17 protein-coding genes are annotated in these 17,307 nt (G+C 67.8%); 10 read left to right on the top strand and 7 right to left on the bottom strand.

What is annotated here, in order from left to right; all coding sequences use genetic code 11:
• Window positions 1-156 precede the first annotated feature (156 nt).
• The 4 genes from B9Y86_RS06145 (at window position 157) to B9Y86_RS06130 (ending at window position 3,824) form a co-directional block, all read left to right on the top strand.
• Window positions 157-1,191: a LacI family DNA-binding transcriptional regulator gene (locus tag B9Y86_RS06145; RefSeq protein ID WP_085484104.1), complete on the top strand. Its 1,035-nt coding sequence runs from the start codon at window positions 157-159 to the stop codon at window positions 1,189-1,191.
• A gap of 71 nt (window positions 1,192-1,262) precedes the next feature.
• Entirely contained in the window at window positions 1,263-2,081 is an 819-nt protein-coding gene (locus B9Y86_RS06140; protein ID WP_085484102.1) for a hypothetical protein, read from the top strand.
• A gap of 110 nt (window positions 2,082-2,191) precedes the next feature.
• A complete protein-coding gene (locus B9Y86_RS06135; RefSeq protein WP_085484100.1) occupies window positions 2,192-3,217 on the top strand; it encodes an NADPH:quinone reductase in 1,026 nt (341 codons plus the stop codon).
• 112 nt (window positions 3,218-3,329) lie between these two features.
• Window positions 3,330-3,824, top strand: coding sequence for a nucleoside deaminase (locus B9Y86_RS06130; RefSeq protein ID WP_085484098.1), 495 nt, complete (start codon window positions 3,330-3,332; stop codon window positions 3,822-3,824).
• 10 nt (window positions 3,825-3,834) lie between these two features.
• On the opposite strand, the gene B9Y86_RS06125 is transcribed toward B9Y86_RS06130, so the two are convergent.
• From B9Y86_RS06125 to B9Y86_RS06110, 5 genes are all read right to left on the bottom strand, one after another.
• Window positions 3,835-4,461 carry a G5 domain-containing protein gene (locus B9Y86_RS06125; RefSeq protein ID WP_244894658.1) on the bottom strand — a complete coding sequence of 209 codons (627 nt, stop codon included), beginning with the start codon at window positions 4,459-4,461 and terminating at the stop codon, window positions 3,835-3,837.
• A gap of 145 nt (window positions 4,462-4,606) precedes the next feature.
• Window positions 4,607-5,092, bottom strand: coding sequence for a DUF805 domain-containing protein (locus tag B9Y86_RS06120; RefSeq protein ID WP_176223278.1), 486 nt, complete (start codon window positions 5,090-5,092; stop codon window positions 4,607-4,609).
• Window positions 5,093-5,102: 10 nt separating this feature from the next.
• Entirely contained in the window at window positions 5,103-6,137 is a 1,035-nt protein-coding gene (locus B9Y86_RS17495; RefSeq protein ID WP_176223277.1) for a hypothetical protein, read from the bottom strand.
• Window positions 6,138-6,175: 38 nt separating this feature from the next.
• A complete protein-coding gene (locus B9Y86_RS06115) occupies window positions 6,176-7,675 on the bottom strand; it encodes a cryptochrome/photolyase family protein (RefSeq protein ID WP_244894657.1) in 1,500 nt (499 codons plus the stop codon).
• A gap of 148 nt (window positions 7,676-7,823) precedes the next feature.
• Complete coding sequence (locus tag B9Y86_RS06110; RefSeq protein ID WP_085484092.1) at window positions 7,824-9,374, bottom strand: DUF1593 domain-containing protein; 1,551 nt, start codon at window positions 9,372-9,374, stop codon at window positions 7,824-7,826.
• Between the two features lie 100 nt (window positions 9,375-9,474).
• Between B9Y86_RS06110 and B9Y86_RS06105 the strand changes: the two genes are divergently transcribed.
• On the top strand, window positions 9,475-9,792 hold the full coding sequence (locus B9Y86_RS06105) for a putative quinol monooxygenase (protein ID WP_085484090.1): 318 nt from the start codon (window positions 9,475-9,477) through the stop codon (window positions 9,790-9,792).
• Window positions 9,792-10,340 carry a gluconokinase gene (locus tag B9Y86_RS06100; protein WP_085484088.1) on the top strand — a complete coding sequence of 183 codons (549 nt, stop codon included), beginning with the start codon at window positions 9,792-9,794 and terminating at the stop codon, window positions 10,338-10,340. The genes B9Y86_RS06105 and B9Y86_RS06100 overlap by 1 nt, the downstream gene beginning before the upstream one ends.
• A 141-nt stretch (window positions 10,341-10,481) precedes the next feature.
• On the opposite strand, the gene B9Y86_RS06095 is transcribed toward B9Y86_RS06100, so the two are convergent.
• Complete coding sequence (locus B9Y86_RS06095; protein WP_085484086.1) at window positions 10,482-12,020, bottom strand: CitMHS family transporter; 1,539 nt, start codon at window positions 12,018-12,020, stop codon at window positions 10,482-10,484.
• A 148-nt stretch (window positions 12,021-12,168) separates the two neighbouring features.
• Between B9Y86_RS06095 and B9Y86_RS06090 the strand changes: the two genes are divergently transcribed.
• Genes B9Y86_RS06090 through B9Y86_RS06080 form a run of 3 tightly spaced genes read left to right on the top strand, consistent with a single transcriptional unit; the run spans window position 12,169 to window position 15,061 of the window.
• Window positions 12,169-13,875, top strand: a complete 1,707-nt coding sequence (locus tag B9Y86_RS06090) for a sensor histidine kinase (protein WP_085485249.1) — start codon at window positions 12,169-12,171, stop codon at window positions 13,873-13,875.
• Window positions 13,872-14,528, top strand: a complete 657-nt coding sequence (locus B9Y86_RS06085; RefSeq protein WP_085484084.1) for a response regulator — start codon at window positions 13,872-13,874, stop codon at window positions 14,526-14,528. Before B9Y86_RS06090 ends, B9Y86_RS06085 begins: the two co-directional genes overlap by 4 nt.
• Window positions 14,525-15,061, top strand: a complete 537-nt coding sequence (locus tag B9Y86_RS06080; RefSeq protein WP_085484082.1) for a hypothetical protein — start codon at window positions 14,525-14,527, stop codon at window positions 15,059-15,061. Before B9Y86_RS06085 ends, B9Y86_RS06080 begins: the two co-directional genes overlap by 4 nt.
• A 15-nt stretch (window positions 15,062-15,076) precedes the next feature.
• On the opposite strand, the gene B9Y86_RS06075 is transcribed toward B9Y86_RS06080, so the two are convergent.
• Window positions 15,077-16,582 (bottom strand): HNH endonuclease signature motif containing protein, encoded by a 1,506-nt coding sequence (locus B9Y86_RS06075; protein ID WP_085484080.1) that lies wholly within the window; start codon window positions 16,580-16,582, stop codon window positions 15,077-15,079.
• 172 nt (window positions 16,583-16,754) lie between these two features.
• Here B9Y86_RS06075 and B9Y86_RS06070 point away from each other — a divergent pair, with 172 nt between their 5' ends.
• On the top strand, window positions 16,755-17,201 hold the full coding sequence (locus B9Y86_RS06070; RefSeq protein ID WP_085484078.1) for a VOC family protein: 447 nt from the start codon (window positions 16,755-16,757) through the stop codon (window positions 17,199-17,201).
• Window positions 17,202-17,307: the final 106 nt, after the last annotated feature.

Below are 17,307 nucleotides of genomic sequence, written 5' to 3'. Positions count from 1 at the left end.
TTCTCCTTATGACTCGTCGTTGAGCGGACCATACGAGGTCCTTCAGATCGGGGTAGAAGCCGAAAGCTTCGAAACGCCTTTCGGCAGGCTATCGCGTGGTCTGTGGCGACGTCAAGTGCGTTCTCCTGTAGCCTTTTCTTCACGAAAGAGGTGCGCATGTCAGACAACAGAACGGGCACAGCGGGGGGCCGCGCTGCCACGCTCAGCGATGTGGCGAAGATTGCCGGCGTGTCTCTTGCGACCGCATCGAAGGCCATCAACGGTCGCGGCGAGGTTGCGGCAGCGACGCGCCAACGCGTGCTCGAAGCGGCGAAGAAGATCTCGTTCACGCCGAATGAATTGGCGCGCAGCCTGATCAACGGTCGAACGGGAACGGTCGGCCTGCTCACGAGCGACCTCGAGGGTCGCTTCGTGATCCCCATTCTCATGGGTGCCGAAGACGCCTTCGGCGCAGGCCAGGTCAATGTCTTCCTCTGCGACGCCCGCGGCGACGCGATTCGCGAGCAGCATCACCTCAATGCGCTGCTCACGCGACGAGTCGACGGCATCATCGTGGTGGGTCGCTCGACAGACCCGCGCCCGTCGCTCGGGCACAACATCCCCGTTCCCGTGGTCTACGCCTATGCCCCGAGCGAAGACCCCACCGACGTGTCGATCACTCCGGACAACAGGGCGGGCGGCCGCCTCGCGGTCGAGCATCTCGTCGCGTGCGGTCGTTCGAAGATCGCGATGATCACGGGCGAGGCCGTCTATGCCGCCGCCCAGGACCGCGCCGACGGGGTCATGGATGCGCTGGGCGACGCCGGCCTCGAGCTCGTGGGGCGCCCCATGTTCTCGGAATGGTCGGAGCACTGGGGTCGCGACGCGTCGGCGATGCTCTTCCGGCAGTTTCCCGACATAGACGGTGTCGTCGCCGGCTCCGACCAGATCGCGCGGGGCGTGCTCGACACGATGCGTGATCTCGGACGAGAGGTTCCGCACGACGTTGCCGTGGTGAGCTTCGACAACTGGGAGATCCTGGCGACGAACTCGCGGCCCGAGCTCACGAGCATCGACGCCAATCTGCAGCAGCTCGGGCGCATGGCCGCGACCCGCATCTTCGACGCCATCGACGGCACGGCGGTGGCTCCCGGCGTCGAGCACCTCCCGGGCCGACTGGTCATCAGGGGATCGACGATAGCCCGCCGCTGACGGGTCTCGATACACGGCGCTGCCGAGTCGAGGGCCTGCGTCACCGTCGGCCGCCGTGCGAGACTCGAACCGTGACCCAGCCCTCGCGCATCCGAAACCGTCGAACCGCGACCACCCTTGCGGCCGTGGTGCTCGTCTCGCTTCTGTCGTTGACCGGATGCGTGAACACCGTTCGCGACGTGGCCATCGGCATGCGCGACGGAGGCCGCCCCTCACCGGAGATCACACCCGCGCCCAAGCGCACCGGCAACAGGCCCTCCCCGACTCCCCCTCCCGTTTCGCCGCCCCCTGCCGGCTCGACGCCCGCGCCCACCTTCGACCCCTCCGACTTCGACGCGACGCTCTCGGCCGGAACCGTCGCCGACGGCGCGCCCGCCAGCCTCTCCGGCTCGGGATCGGCGATCGTGAACTTCGAACTCGACCCCGCCCTCATGGTGGTCGTCGATCTCGACTGCTCGGCGTGCACGGGCGAGGTCGTCGTGAGCGCCCCGACCCGCAAGAATCCGCTCGGCACATCTCAGGCGCCATTGACAGCCTCGTACCTGAACGCGGTGCTCGACGACGACTCGCCCTCGCAGGGCATCACGGTCAAGGCGACCGGGTCGTGGAATCTGAAGATCACCACCTCGGGCGACTACCCCACCGTGAGCGGCACCCAGTCGGGCTCGGGACCGCGCGTGCTGAACTTCTCTGACTCGGCGAGCCACATCGCCGTCGACTACACGCCTCTCGATGGCGCGGACTCGCTGTTCCTGCGCGTCTTTCCGCTCTCGGGCCACACCAAGATCTTCGGCAACGACGACGCGCTGGTCGAGACGCTCGACGCGGATGTGCCGGGCATCGTCGCGGTATCGACGAACGGCAGCTGGACCCTGACGCCCACCCCGTAAAGGGCTACTGCTCGCCCGTTTTCAGGAATAACGTCGCAGATGAGCGGTTTTCGTACATGCCACCTCTGCTTCTCCTGCGTTGTGGCGACACGACAGAGAAGAGGCACACCATGCGCGCAATCACCTACGCCCACACCGGAGATTCGAGCGTTCTCGCTCTCACCGAGCGCGAGAAGGTCGAGCCGCAGAAGGGCGAGGTGCGCGTTCAGGTCGTCGTCTCCGGTGTGAACCCCACCGACTGGAAGTCCCGCGCGGGCGCCGGAGCCGGAAGCGGCGAGTTCGACGAGCCGAAGGTTCCGAACCAAGACGGCGCTGGCGTCATCGATGCGGTCGGCGAGGGCGTGACGCAGTTCGCGGTGGGCGACCGCGTCTGGCTGTGGGACGTGGCCTTCGGCACGAACATCGGCACCGCCCAGGAGTTCGTCACGCTGCCCGCCTCTCACGCCGTCGCGCTGCCCGAGAGGGCGACCTTCGACGACGGCGCGAGCCTCGGCATCCCGGCCCTGACCGCGGCGCTGGCCCTCGCCGCCAACGAGAACCTGCCAGGGCGCCTTACGCCTGGCTCGCTCGAGGGCCGCGTCATCCTCGTGTCGGGAGGCGCGGGAGCCGTTGGGCACGCGGCCATCCAACTCGCCGCCTGGGCTGGCGCCACCGTCATCACCACCGTCTCCTCCGACGAGAAGGCCGAGCTCGCACGCCGCGCCGGCGCCGAACACATCATCGACTACAAGACCGACGATGTGGCCGCCGGCATCAAGAAGCTCGCTCCCAAGGGCGTCGACACGATCGTCGAGGTCAATCTGCAGGCGAACATCGAACTCGACGAGAAGATCATCACCCGTGGCGGAACGATCGTGAGCTACGCGTCCGACGGCGACGACCGAGCATCGCTGCCGATCGGTGCGGCGATGGGCCGCAACGTGCGGCTGCGCTTTCTGCTCACCTACACGGTGACAGACGACGAGAAACAGGATGCGATCGCCTCGGTCTCCGAGGCGCTGGCCGCGGGCGTTCTGGGCGCCGGCGACGAGACGGGGCTGCCGATCACGCGGTTCACGCTCTCCGAGACGGCGGCAGCGCACGACGCGGTCGAGTCGGGAGTCGTCGGCAAGGTGCTCATCGACGTGGCGCAGTAGCGGGTCTCGAGAGTCGGTTCGTTCCTCGCCCAGCGCGGGGGTGCGCTGATCGAGTAGCCCGGCTCGCCCAGCGAGCCGGGCGTATCGAGATCGCATCCCATACATTGATCTCATGCCGACCTTCTCGACGACCGTCTCCGAGTCAGACCTCTCGCACCTGCGCCGCGCGATCTTCGTGTCGATCGAGGCGAAGCAGCACGGCAACCACCCCTTCGGAGCGGTGCTCACCGACGAGACCGGCACCCAGGTGCTCGAGGCGGAGAACACCGTGGTCACCCACTCCGACGTCACGGGCCACGCCGAGACCAACCTCGTGCGCCTCGCCACGAAGAAGTACTCCCTCGAGCAATTGCGCGGCTTCACGCTCTATACGAGCTGCGAGCCCTGCGCCATGTGCTCCGGCGCCATCTACTGGGCAGGGATCGGACGCATGGTCTACGCGCTTCCCGAACAGGCGCTCATTCCGCTCACCGGCAACGACCCGCAGAACCCGACCCTCGATCTGCCGAGCCGAGAAGTACTGACCCGCGGCCAGCGCACCGTCGTGGTCGCCGGCCCCGCCCTCGAGGAGCAGGCCGCCGAGCCCCACCGAGGCTTCTGGCGCTAGCCGGCACGCACTACTTGTCGCAGGCGATCCCGTCGCCGTCTCGGTCGAGATCGTAGATGTCGGAGCCGACCACGTACACCGGCCCCGAGACGTACGCGGGCCCGTTGCCCGACCCGCCCGCGCAGTCCACGTCTGACGCGATCGGAACGCACGGGCCCGAGTAGTTCGGGTCGCACCCTCCGTTGTCGGGCCCGGGGGCAGGAGCGGCTTCGGGCTCGGGTGCCGGCGGAGGCGGCGGCACCCTCGTGCCCACCGACGTCACCTGATCGACCGGGGCGACACTCGTCACGCTCGATACGACAGTGCGCCCGGTCTCGACACCATCGACGGTCGTCACGGCCCAGGTCGTGACCTTCGTGCCGTTCGCCCCATTCGTGGAGATCGCGGTCTGCCCCACATCGAGGGCGCCATCATCGACAGAGACGGCACCGAACGGGATGGGCTCCGCCACATCGACGTTCTTCACGACGATCACCGGCTTCGGCGTCGGCGTCGGCGTCGCGCTCGTCTTCTCGGCAACGTCGGTCGCCTGAGCCACACCTCCGGCAGGTGATCCGGATGCGCACGACACCGTCGTGAAGACGGTCGCCGCGAGCGCCAGCCCGAAAACGAACGATCGAATACGCGAGTGCGCCACAGAAGTCCCCTTGATGCGCTCCTCTCATCCGCGTCGATGCGATGCCGATCCGTGAGCGTCGGTCGAGGCTACCGAAGTCGTGACGACCTGTAACAGTTCCCCATCAGGGGCGTTTTGTGGCTCAGGTCGAGCCTCGGCCGCTGCGTCAGTCGCTGGGCGCGTCTCGCACGGGCGCATCCTGAACCGGCGCACCCGGCACCGGCGGGGCCTGAACCGGCTCGCCGTCGACCGTGGCCGGCAGCGTCGGCGGGTCGCACAGCCGAATGGCCGTCCAGATCGGCCCGAAGAGCGGCACGAGCAGCCAGAAGAGTTGGGTCCACGCGTTGCCGCCGTCGCGCAGCCGACGCACCGCGATGGCCAGCACGGGAACGACCGTTCCGAGTGTCCACAGGGCCGAGATGGGCCCCTCGGCCGTGCCGTAGGGAACCAGGCCCACCCCACCGAACGACTGGGGCAAACCCGGCAGCATCATGTCGAAGATCCGGGTGCCGGAGTTCACCAATACAACGAAGAGGATGAACCACCAGAACTCGGCGACCCCGGCGCGACCGTTGAAGTCGGCGTACTTGCGAAACCCCGTGGCGATGGCGGTGCCGAAAGACATGCGGGGTGATGTCGTCGTGAAGCTCATGACTGGCACACTACCGAACGCCTGGCGCGGCCGGCAGGTCGTCGGGCTCCGCCGACCCGAGGGGCAACCCGACGTAGCCGACGATGGCGGAGCTGTCTGCGCTGTTGCCGATGGGCGAAGAGATCTGGAACGAAGGACGGCCGGAGCCCTGTGTCCAGTACCGCTGGTCATCGAGCCCGGCGAGGCGATTCGCTACCCGTTCAGCGTCGGCGCTCGTGTCGACATCGACGGCCAGCGACGACCGCTCGGCGGCGACACCGCCGGCCGGGAGGAGGCCCTCCCCCGACGAGAACCAGATCGACCGCACCGAACGATCCTCGGAGAGCCGGATGACTTCGTCGATCATCGACGCCGAGGGAGATACGGCGCCGAGCTCGAGATGCAGCCCCTCCGAACCGTCGCCCGACAATGGGTCTCCCGAGTCGAGCGGGGCGATGAGAGACGGATTCTGCACGGCGCCGACGCCGAAACCGGGGCTGGCGCGAATCCCCGCCGCCACCGTGGGCCACTCGTCGATCCCGGTCGCCTCCACCCTCGGAGGCTCGTCATCTCGCCCGACGGTCACCCGGCTCACGCCAGCTACGCCCGCCAGCGCTCGCGCCGCCGTCACCCGTTCGGCGGCGACCCCGCCGGCGCCCACGTTCTCGTCGAAGAGAATCTCGGCATCCGCATCACCCGCGAGACGAGGCGCAACGATCACGGCGTAGATGTGCGCCTCCGGCCGAGCCTCGACGAGCGCCTCGACGACCTCATCTGCGGCGCGCTCGAGGTCGCGGCCTCCGGCTGCGGCATTCACCGTGAGGCGCACCACCCAGGCCTCGGGATCGGAGACCGATCCCTCGCCTCGGTAGTCGCGCAGCGTCACCTCGGCAGAGACCGACTCGACGCCCGGAGCTCCCGAGAGAGACTCCTTCGCGGTGGCGGCGGCCGCCGACACGGAGTCGGGTGCTCCGGGCAGCAGAGAACACGCGAAGAGACCCGACGAGACCACGACCGATGCGACAACAGCGGCGGCGAACGCGCTCCCCCTGCGTCGCCACGTCATGCCTCGACCGTATCGAAGAATCGCACCCGCACGCTCTTTCACCACGAGTCGCGGTGCCGCTCCTGATCGACCACAGCCTCCCGGTCGGCCAGCCGACGCAGCCCACTGAGCGGCTGCGCCATGCGGTGGTTGTGCCGGATGCGCGGCTCGACCCGGTCGAGAAACGCCCAGTATCCGGCGGTGAAAGGGCAGGCATTCTCACCCAAGCGCACCTTCGGATTGAACTCGCACCCGCCACAGAAGTCCGACATGCGATCGATGTACGCCCCGCCCGACACATACGGCTTCGTCGCCACGAGCCCTCCGTCGGCGTGCTGCGACATTCCGATCACGTTCGCCGGCATCACCCACGGTGTGCCGTCGACGAACATGTCGACGAACCAGTCGTTCAGCTCGACCGGGTCGTAGCCGTGCTGCAACGCCCAGTTTCCGAGCACCATCAGACGCTGGATGTGATGGGCCCAGCCGTGCCTGCGCATCCCGTCGATCGTCTCCCGCAGACAGTTCGAGCGGATGGCCGCCGCGTCGAGAAGCCGGAATTTCTCGGGAAGCGGCCTGCGCGCATCCAGAGCATTGTTGCCGGTGCGGTACCCCTCGCCGAGATACCAATAGAGGTGCCAGACGTAGTCGCGCCATCCCATGATCTGGCGCACGAAGCCCTCGACGCTCGACAGCGGGGCGCGGCCGGCGGCGTGCTCGGCCTCGACAGTCTCGATGGCGTGCAGCGGGTCGAGCAGTCCGAGATTCATGGGGGCGCTGAGCAGGGAGTGCGACATCGTCCAGTCGCCCGAGAGCATCGCGTCTTCGAAGGGGCCGAAGTCGTTCAGGCGCACCTCGACGAAGTCGGCGAGCGCCCGCTCTGCCTCGGCCGCTGTGGCCGCGAAGCGACGCGGACCGTCGTCGCCGACGAGCTGCACGACGCCCTCGCTCTGCCAACGGTCGAGGTCATGTCGCACCTCTTCGTCGATCTCGTCTTCGACGGGCCACCACGGATCGGGGAGGCCGAGACCAGCGGCGTTCTTCGGCGGCGGATTGCGGTTGTCATGGTCGAAGTTGAATCTGCCGCCCTCGGGCTGATCTCCGCGCATCAAGACGCCCGTTCGCTCGCGCACGCCGCGATAGAAGTCCTCGAGCAGCAGACGCTTGCCCTGGCGGGAGTCGGCCCAGACGGTGAAGTCCTTCTCGCTGGTCACGAACCCGCGGCTCGGCAGAACGTGGATGCCCCGCTCGCGCACGAAGCGTCGCGCGGCCCACGAGGTGGGGTCGATCACCTCGAGGTCATCGCGCCTATCGGCGCTGCCTCTGCCGCCACCGCCGACGACGTCGGAGTAGCGCTCGACCCGGTGGTACTCGACCCGGTCTCCGAGCTCTGTGGCACGGTGCCGCATCGCAGAGAGCAGCAGATGCGCCTTCGCCCGGTGCATGGGACGCCGCCCGAACACGGAGCGTGCCTCGACGATCATCATGGGGCCGCCATCGTCGAAGAGGGGGCCGAGCTGTCCCGCGAAGATCCAGCGGGTGCGGGCAGAGGAGGTCACCGGCTCAGACTAGGCCGACCGCACCGCGTCGCCTCAGCCGTTGACAAGGTCTCGTCGGCGGTGCGCTGCCATGCAGGATGAACCGCATCGCCACGTGCGAAAACGTCGCTTTAGGCCGGTTCCTCCTGAATTGAAGCGCGGCCCCCGGCTAGACGACGGTCAGGATGACTCGCTGGTACCCCTTCAAGGCAGGCACCCCGTCGTCGACCGCCTCTGCGATGAGGTGGATCGTCTGCTCGGCGACCGCGTCACCGGGAACCTCGACCTCGACCGAGATCTGCGTATCCGTCGCCCCGTCCACGGGGGTGAGCACCACCTGGCCGGCGTAGCTGCCCGCCTCGCGATACTGCCACCACCGACCGGACACGCTGTCGCCATCGGGATCGGAGACCGCCGCCGACAGCATCACCCGCTCACCGGCGCGCATCTCGAGGTCGACCCGATCGACCATCACCACGGGGGCATGGTTCGCCTCGTCGAAGCGAGACCGCACGCTCCACTGCAGTCGCGCCGCGAAGTCGTTCTGCGCGTCGGCGAACCACCTCGTCACCGAGCTCTCGTCGGATGCTGCTTCGTTGGGCGCTGCCTCATCCGGCGCCGCGACATCCGGCGCCGCGACATCCGGCGCCAGACCGTCGGCGCGCGCATCGACGGCGCCGCGCGTCTCCCAGGTGTCGGGGCCATCGCCGACGCGCCGCGCACGGCCGCCCCATCCGCCGTGCCCCGGATGCTCGTGGCCGCGCAGCCCCGGAACCAGCAGGTTGAGCATGGTGGTCGTGTCGCCCTCGGAGATCCACTCGCCGAGCCGTTGCGGCTCTACCCACACGGCGTAGCCGAGTTCTCGGAGCTCGTCGGCAGTCTGCCCGCTCAGGTGGAAGTAGTCGGTGAAGTCCCCCGGAACCATCTGTCGCCCGTCGCCCCAGGTGCGATAGAGCGCGCCGAGCGGGCCGACGGATGTGACGCTCTCGCGCATCCATTCGGCCCCGAGATACTGCAGCTCGGGTTGCTGAATGACCACGCGAGCGAGGTAGCCCCACGTCATCGTGGCCACGTCGGTGACACGAATATCGGGCCAGACCGGGCGGATATAGCTGTCGTACGTTCCGTCTTGCGACGCGAACTTGGTGATCACGGCCTTGCGCGAGACGGCGGCGTGCACGGCGGGCCACTCGGGCGAGCCGGCGAAGCGCTCTTCGATCGACATCAGAGCCCGCGCGATGGTGCTGGTGCCGGCCCACACCTGCAGGTGCACGGGTCGCGGATCGTCGTCGAGCAGAGTCTCGGCTATGAGTTGCGAGCCCGGAGTCTCTTCAGCGACATCGCCCTCGAACTCGACGTTGCCCACGCGCACGACCGCACGCAGCGCGTCGGCGCTCGGGTAGCGCGAGTCGTGCACGAGGAGGTTCGGATGCACCTGCTCATAGGCGTCGATTGCGTCGTCGATGAACCGCTCGCCCTGCGCCCAGCGCCACGACAGCTGCGGCTCGGTGTACTCCCGGCCGGGAAGAAAAAAGGGGGTCTTTCCGTCGCCCGACCAGTGGAAGCGGCTGCTGGCGTAGATGAGGCCTTCGACATCGAGCTCATTTGCGTAGAGCAGAAAGCGGATCATCGAGTTGAGGTCGTCGAGCTCCGGGTCGGCCGTGACGATGGTGCGGGCGCGGACGGGTCCGGTGGAAGAGACATCAACGCTGAGGGTCATGGCTCAAATCCTAACGATCGCTCGGTTTTTAGCAACCGATCTATTTTTGACCCGCGAGCAGGGCAAACTTGTAGCACCGCCCTCGAGCCAATGGAGCCCCATGTCTGAAGCAGTCGTCGTCACCGTCACTTTTCGCCCGGTCGAGGGAGCGCGCGACGAACTCGTGAAGGCCCTCTCGGTCGGCATCGCCGAAGTGCACACCGAGACCGGATGCGAGCTCTACGCGATTCACGATGCTCCCGACGGAACGATCATCATGCTCGAGAAGTGGAGCTCATCCGAGGATCTCGAGGCTCACGGAGCAGGCGACATCGTGGCGCGCATGAACGCGACGCTTGTCGGCCTGCTCGAGTCGGCTCCCGAGATCACCCTGCTGTCGCCGATTCCCGCGGGAAGCAGCTACCAGGGCCAGCTCTGATGGCGACGATCGGCGAGAGCGGCAGCAACGGCAACGCCGGCCGCGAGCTCGTGATCGTGGGCGGCGTCTCAGGGTCGGGCAAATCGACCGTCGGAGCGCTGCTGGCTCAGCGCCTCGAGGTTCCGTTCATCGACGCCGACTCGCTGCACCCCGAGGCGAACGTGGCGAAGATGGCGGCGGGACTGCCGCTCGACGACATCGATCGGGAGCCCTGGCTGGTGCGCATCGGCGAGGTGCTCGCCGAGCACGCAGACCGCGGTCTCGTTCTGGCGTGCTCGGCGCTGCGCCGCACATACCGCAACACGATCCGAGCGGTCGAGCCGTCGACGGTCTTCGTCACCCTCTCGGGCTCCCGCGAGCTGATCGCGGCGCGCATGAACGCCCGCGCCGATCACTTTATGCCGGCCTCGCTGCTCGACTCGCAACTCGCCGCGTTCGAGCCCCTCGAGGCCGACGAATCCGGCGCTGACATCGACGTCGACGCGCACATCGACGACATCGTGGATGCTGCCGCGAACGTGGTACGCCAGGGGCCGGCGCCGGCCTAGTTGGCCAGCCGTCGGCATCCGGCGCCCGTTTTCAGGAGGAGCCGGGCCGTCGAGTGCGAAACCCGCCCGCAACAGCCGTTTTTCCTGCAGAGCAGCGCGCATCCGACGACCGGCGCTCGACTTTCGTCGGATGCGCGAGGGTCAGGCTCGCAGCGGGATCGAGCCCACCAGCACTCCGACTGCGAGCATCGCCAGCGAGACGATCACGGCCCGCCACAGCACCTTCTTGTGGTGATCGCCGAGGTTCACGTTGGCGAGCGAGACGAGCAGCAGGATGGCCGGCACGAGCGGGCTCTGCAGATGCACGGGCTGGCCGGTGATCGACGCTCGGGCCATCTCGACCGGGGAGATGCCGAAGTGCGACGCGCTCTCGGCGAGTACGGGCAGGATGCCGTAATAGAACGCGTCGTTCGACATGAAGAACGTGAACGGGATAGACAGCACGCCCGTGATGACGGCCAGGAACGGGCCCATATCCGCCGGGATCACCTCGGTGATCCACGAGGCCATCGCCGTCACCATTCCGGTGCCATTGAGAACGCCGACCAGCACTCCGGCCGCGAGAACCATCGAGACCACGCCGACGATCGACGGCGCGTGCGCCACGATCTCGTCGGCCTGGCTCTTGAGCTTCGGAAAGTTCACGATCAGCGCGATGGACGCACCCACCATGAACACGAACGCCAGCGGGAAGAGGTCGAGCACGAGCAGCACCATGACCGCGACCGTGAGAATGAGGTTGAACCAGATGAGCTTCGGGCGCAGTGTCGCCCGGTTCGGGTCGAGCATCGTGTCGGCCATGGCCGTGTCTGCATCTTCGACGAGCGCCGCCGCTGCGACCCCTCCCCGGGCTCCGCGCACCGCGACGATGTTGCCGGTGTGAAGCGTTGCAGCGGCGCCCGGCTTCGACCCGGCACCGCGGAACAGGCGGGGACCGCCGAAGATGCCGTCGCCGCGGGTGCCGTCGAGGCGTGACGTGTCGATCGACCCGGCAAGGCGGCGACGCTCCCCCAGACCGAGGAACCAGGCGAACGTGAGGGTGATGATGAGCCCCGCCCCCAGAGACGGCAGCATGGGCACGAAGATGTCGGTCGGCTCGAGCGAGAGAGCGGATGCCGCGCGCACCGTCGGTCCGCCCCAGGGCACGATGTTGAGAGTTCCATTCATCAGACCCGCCACGCAGGTGAGCACCACCGGGCTCATTCCAAGGCGCAGGTAGATGGGCAGCATGGCCGACGTTGTGATGATGAAGGTCGTCGATCCATCGCCGTCGAGCGAGACCGCGCCGGCCAGCAGCGCCGTTCCCAGCACCACCTTCGCCGGGTCGTCGCCCAGAAGACGGGTGATCAGCCGGATGAGCGGGTCGAACAGGCCGACGTCGATCATGATGCCGAAGTACATGATCGCGAACATCAGCAGCGCGGCTGTCGGGGCCATCGACGAGATCGCATCGATCACCATGTCGCCGAGCCCGAAGCCCGCGCCCGCGAAGAGTCCGAAGATGGTGGGCACGACGATCAGCGCGACCATGGGAGTGAGTCGACGGGTCATGATGAGCGCCATGAAGGCGAGCACCATCACGAACCCGAGCACGACCAGCGTGCCATCCGACGGGGTGAAGGCCAGGTCGTAGCCCTCCTCGTCGGCAGCGGCCGCGAGGGCGGTGAGAACAGGGGGCATCTCGACTCCTTTGTCTGCGGCAAACGTTCCTCGTTAACCGGATCACGCGAATCTATGGACTTCTCGGCCGTCGCGCGCGCTATGTCTCATTGGCAGACCTTCTGCGCGAAGCGCGGGTTCAGCGCATTATGCTCACGGTGGAGGAATGATGAGGTTCGCTACCCGCGTGGTTCTGCTGCAGACGGCGACGGCTGTCGCCGTGGTCGCGGTGTGCGCCGCGGTCTTCTTGCTCCTCGGCGTGCAGCAGTTGCGCACCGAGGCAGAGAACTCCGCCCTCAACATCGCACGCACGGTCGCCGTCGACCCGCAGGTGCGCGCCGACGTGGCCGAGGCGAGCGCCGACCCCGGCACACCCCAGGCTGCCGAGCTGAGAGACGGTGAGCTGCAGCGGCTGGCAGGAGCGGTGACCGAACGCACAGGAACGTTGTTCGTCGTGATCACCGACGACCACGGCATCCGCCTCGCCCACCCCGACACCGACGCTCTCGGCCAGCCCGTCAGCACCGACTTTCGCGAGGTGCTCGCCGGAAAAGAGGTGGTGACCTGGCAGCAGGGCACGCTGGGTGTCTCCGCCCGAGCGAAGGTGCCCGTGCTGCCTCCCGACGGCGAAGGCACCGCGCCCGTCGGTGAGGTGAGCGTCGGATTCGAGCCGTCGAGCGTCTTCAACGACCTCCCGACACTGATCGGCGGAATCGCCGCCGCCGCCGCTGTTGCGCTACTTCTGGCCGCGCTCTCCGCCATGCTTCTGCGACGACGATGGGAGCGCCTGACCCTCGGTCTGCAGCCCGAAGAGCTCGTCGCGCTCGTGCAGAACCAGGCGGCGGTGCTCGACGGAGTCGGCGACGGGGTCGTCGCACTCGATGCCGACGGGATGGTGCGCCTGTGCAACGAGACCGCTCGCGACCTTCTCGGCCTCGCCGACCCGGAGGGCAAGAGCCTCGCCGCCCTCGGGGTCGCTCCTTCCATCCTCGTGGCCGTGCGCGAGGGCACCGCGGGAGACGGCATCGTGTCGGGAGATCGTGTTCTCTACGTCGATGCGCAGGCGGTGCGTCGGGATGGCCGCGATCTCGGCACGGTGTTGATCGTGCGCGATCGCACCGACCTGGTCGCCCTGAGCGAACGCCTCGAAACGGTGCGGGCGATGACGAGCGCGTTGCGCGTGCAGCGGCACGAGTTCGCCAACCGTCTGCACGTCGCGGCCGGGCTTCTCGACGCGGGTCGGGGGCACGAGGCGCGCGAGTTCCTCGGCGAACAACTGCAACGAGGTCCGGTCGACTACCCCGTCGAGAACATCGACCTGATCGGCGATGCGCTTCTTCACGCACTCATCGGGGCGCATGCGCTCGAGGCGGGCGAGCGGGGCGTGAGGGTGTCGGTCGCGGCCGACTCGCTGCTGCTGTCGCCGCTTCGTGACGTCGAGGATGTGGCCGCGGTGCTCGGCAACCTCGTCGACAATGCCGTGCGGGCCGCGGTTGCCGGGCACGAGCCCCGCAGCGTGAGCATCGGCTGTTACGGCGACGGAGCCGATCTCGTGTTGACCGTGTCCGACTCCGGACCGGGCGTCGTGGACGACGTCGACCTGTTTAGCCGCCGCGACAGCTCTCGCGGCGACACTGATCGCGTGCACGGCCTGGGAGTCGGCCTCCCGCTGTCGCGAGAGCTCGCCCGCCGCCGGGGCGGCGACGTCTGGCTCATCGAATCAGGCAGACCGGATGCCGTCGGCGCCGACTCGAATGCAGCCCCCAGCGGCTCGGGCGCCGTTTTCGGCGCACGCCTGTGTGACGTGCTGGAGACGACACCTACACAGACCACCGCTCTGGGGACACCCACCCCCGCAAAGGACGACGCCCCATGACCACACCCGTTCGTGTCCTCATCATCGAAGACGACTTCCGCGTCGCCGGGCTGCACCGCGACATCGTCGCCGAACGGCCCGGATACCTGGTGCTCGAGCCGGTGCGCACATTAGCCGAGGCAGCGGCGGCGGCGCGCGCCGAGCATCCCGATCTGCTGCTTGTCGACGCATTTCTGCCCGACGGCGACGGGGTCGATTTCGTTCGCGATGCCGGCGTCGACGCATTCGTGATCTCGGCCGCGACCGATGCCCGCACGGTGCGCAGGGCACTGCGCTCTGGCGCGCTCGGCTATCTGATCAAGCCGTTTGCGCAGCGCGCGCTCACCGATCTGCTGGACCAGTACCTGCGGTTTCGCAACATCCTCGATGACGACCGAGCGGTCGCCCAAGAAGACATCGATCGAGCCCTGATGATCCTCCGAGCGGGTGGCGACACGCCCTCGGTCTCTCGTTCCGCGACCGAGCAGGTGCTGCTCGAGGCTCTCGGCGACGCCGAGTCGTCGGCATCGGAGATCGCGGACCGCGCAGGCGTTTCGCGGGCCACTGCACAGCGGCATCTGTCGGCGATGGCAACTCGCGGTGTTGTCGACGTGAGACTCCGTTACGGCACGACCGGTCGCCCCGAGCACCGCTACCTGCGCGTGCACGCATGATGCCGGCCGTTCTGCTCGATCAGGTCGTCAACACCAGCTATGGCCAGTTCACCCTGGAGTGGGGCGGTTCCGGCGACGTCTGGGACGGCAATGCCGACCGCTTCTTCGCCGAGCAGCAGAACGGCTGGATCGGTGCCGCGGTCGAGGGAACCGTGGTCGTAGTGCTCGCTCGGTATGGGGGCGGTTCTGCCATGAGAGTCGAGCTGTGGCCCGAGGAGCCTCCGACCGACCTCGCATGGGAGGACTCCGTCGAGGTCTCGATGATCGTCGGCCCGGGAGGCACGGTCGCGTGGGGCACGTGGACGTGGACGGAGAGCGGCACCCTGGCCCTGCCGCCCGGCAGCTACCGACTGCGCGCCAACGCCCGCGGTCGCGACGCCGGCCACGCAGGCGAGTTCGACCCCGACGTCGTGGACTACTACCTGCTGCAGTTCTGGCCGGCTCCCCCGAGCCCCGATGCAGTCGTACGCACGACGAGTGACAACGCCACGTACTGGAATGAATCCTGGGGCAGCCGCCGCTCCTCGTCGTGAACTGCCTGGGCCCGGCTACCACGGCCCGCCCACCCTTTGCTGCCCCGCCGCACGCGCCGGATTCTGCCGACCGCGCCATCCGGGCTCGCGCACGTGCGGCTTGCCGCCGATCATCACGAGCTGCCACGCCGAGGTGTGGATCGTCGCGTGATGGAACGGGCAGAGCAGTGCCAGGTTGTCGATGTCTGTGCGTCCGGCAAGGAAACTGCTGCTCGTCCACGGAACGACATGGTGCGCCTGACACCGCGATGGCGGCGCCGTGCATCCGGGAATCACGCAGCCCCCGTCGCGAGCGGCGAGGGCTCTTCGTTGTCGGCGACTCGCCAATCGCTGCGACTTTCCTTGGCTCAGCACTTGGCCAGCCGCACCAAAGACGGTGGCAGTCAGCTCTGCATCGCACCCGAGCATCTGGATCGTACTCATGGGGATCGGCTCGGTGCTGCCGTCTATCCAGCCGACGCCGCGACCCGCTTCGAGGTCGCTCGCCGTGACGTGCACGTTGATGGTCGGCGCCGACCCGTTCAGTCGAGATGCCGCGGGTGACGCAGCCGCCAGCTCGATGAGCGCCATGACCGCATCGAGCAGCTTCTGCTCGGCGGTGCGCGAGTCGACGACCGCGATACCTTCCGGGTCAGCGGAGCCGCTCGGCCCAGTCGCGCCACTCAAGTCACCCGCGCCGTTCAAGCCGGCCGCCCCACCCACTCCAGTTCCACCGCTACCCCCGCCCGGCGCATCCGGATCGGCCGTGCGCGGACTCAGAATCGAGTCGACTGCGGCGAGGAACACGCCCAACTGCAGGGGCGGAAGCGCATAGCGACCGCGAGCCATTCCATCGACCCCCACCCTCGGGTAGCTGAACCCGCGCAGCTGCTGCTTGACGGCATCCCGTGGCTCGGCCCCATCGGGGTCAAGATGCTCACGGATGCGCGCGGCGAGTCGCGCAAGCTCCTCTACCGTATAGCGAGGCGTCAGCAACCCGTCGGTGTCGGCCTCGCCGAAGGTCTCAGTGGCCGCCTCGACCAAGCGCTGCTCGGCCTCGTCGACCGCCTCAGACCAAGCGACGTGCGACACCACCTCGGAGAGGGTGCGGCAGATGATCGACGCAGCATCGACCCCGACCTGGCCAGCGAAGAGCGCACGTTCGACCGCGGGGAAGCGACTCGGCAGCGGCAAGCCCGTCGGCGATAGCGACGAGCGCACCTGCCGCCCGACGGCCATTCGCGCGCCAGCCGTGCGTTCAGAGATGTTGGCCGTGGCCGCAACCAGCTTCTTGGCCGACGCGAACCCGTGCCGATAGGCCAGGCCCGAACCCTCTAGTTCACGACGCGACTCGTGCTCGACCTCTGCCGCCACCCATGCGCGCGCAGCATCGCTGGCCCGCCCGACCTCTTCCCACACCTGCACCGCCTCGAGCCACCCGTCGCCCGACACCGCGCTCGCAGCCGCCGCGCCGCGCTGCTCGGCGAGCAGATCACGCAGACGCACGGCGATGTCACCGATCGATGCGTCGAGGAGGTCCATATGAGAATTCAAACACCAGCCACCGACATCGATCTCGAGACACCAAACCAGCCTCTACCAGGGGATACACCTGTGGAAAAGCCGCCCATTCGCCCACCTGTGGAGGACTAGTCACCCAGCCACGCGCACACCCGCCTATCCACATAACCTGCCCCTCATTAGCATCGACACCATGCCCATCACACTCGAAAACGTCGCCATCGCGGTGCGCGACCTCGACGCGACGATCGCCTTCTTCACCGACCTCGGCCTCACCGTCATCGGCCGCGACGAGGTCAGCGGCGAGTGGGCCGACACCGCGGTGGGCCTCGACGGAAATCACGCCAAGATCGCGATGCTGCAGACCCCCGACGGCAACGGCCGCATCGAACTCTTCGAGTACATCCACCCCGACGCCATCGAGACCACGCCCACACTGCCGAACGAGATCGGCATGCACCGCATCGCCTTCTCGGTCGACGACATCGACGAGTCGCTCGCGATCGCGGCGAAACACGGATGCACCCCGCTTCGCGGGGTGGCGACCTACGCGGACATCTACAAGCTCACCTACGTGCGAGGTCCGAGCGGCATCATCGTGATGCTCGCGCAGGAGCTGAAGCCCGCTGCGAACGGGTAGCAGCGCAGCCTCGTGGCCGCGCTATCCCGATTCAGCATTGAGGTGCAGCAAATGACCCTTCCCCCGCGCAAAGAGGGGCATTTTGCCGCACAACAACCCCACAACC

This window comes from Agreia pratensis (genome assembly GCF_900177685.1).
Taxonomy (GTDB): Bacteria; Actinomycetota; Actinomycetes; order Actinomycetales; family Microbacteriaceae; genus Agreia; species Agreia pratensis.
Note: the sequence above shows the minus strand (reverse complement) of the source record. Positions and strands in the feature narration are given on the sequence as shown.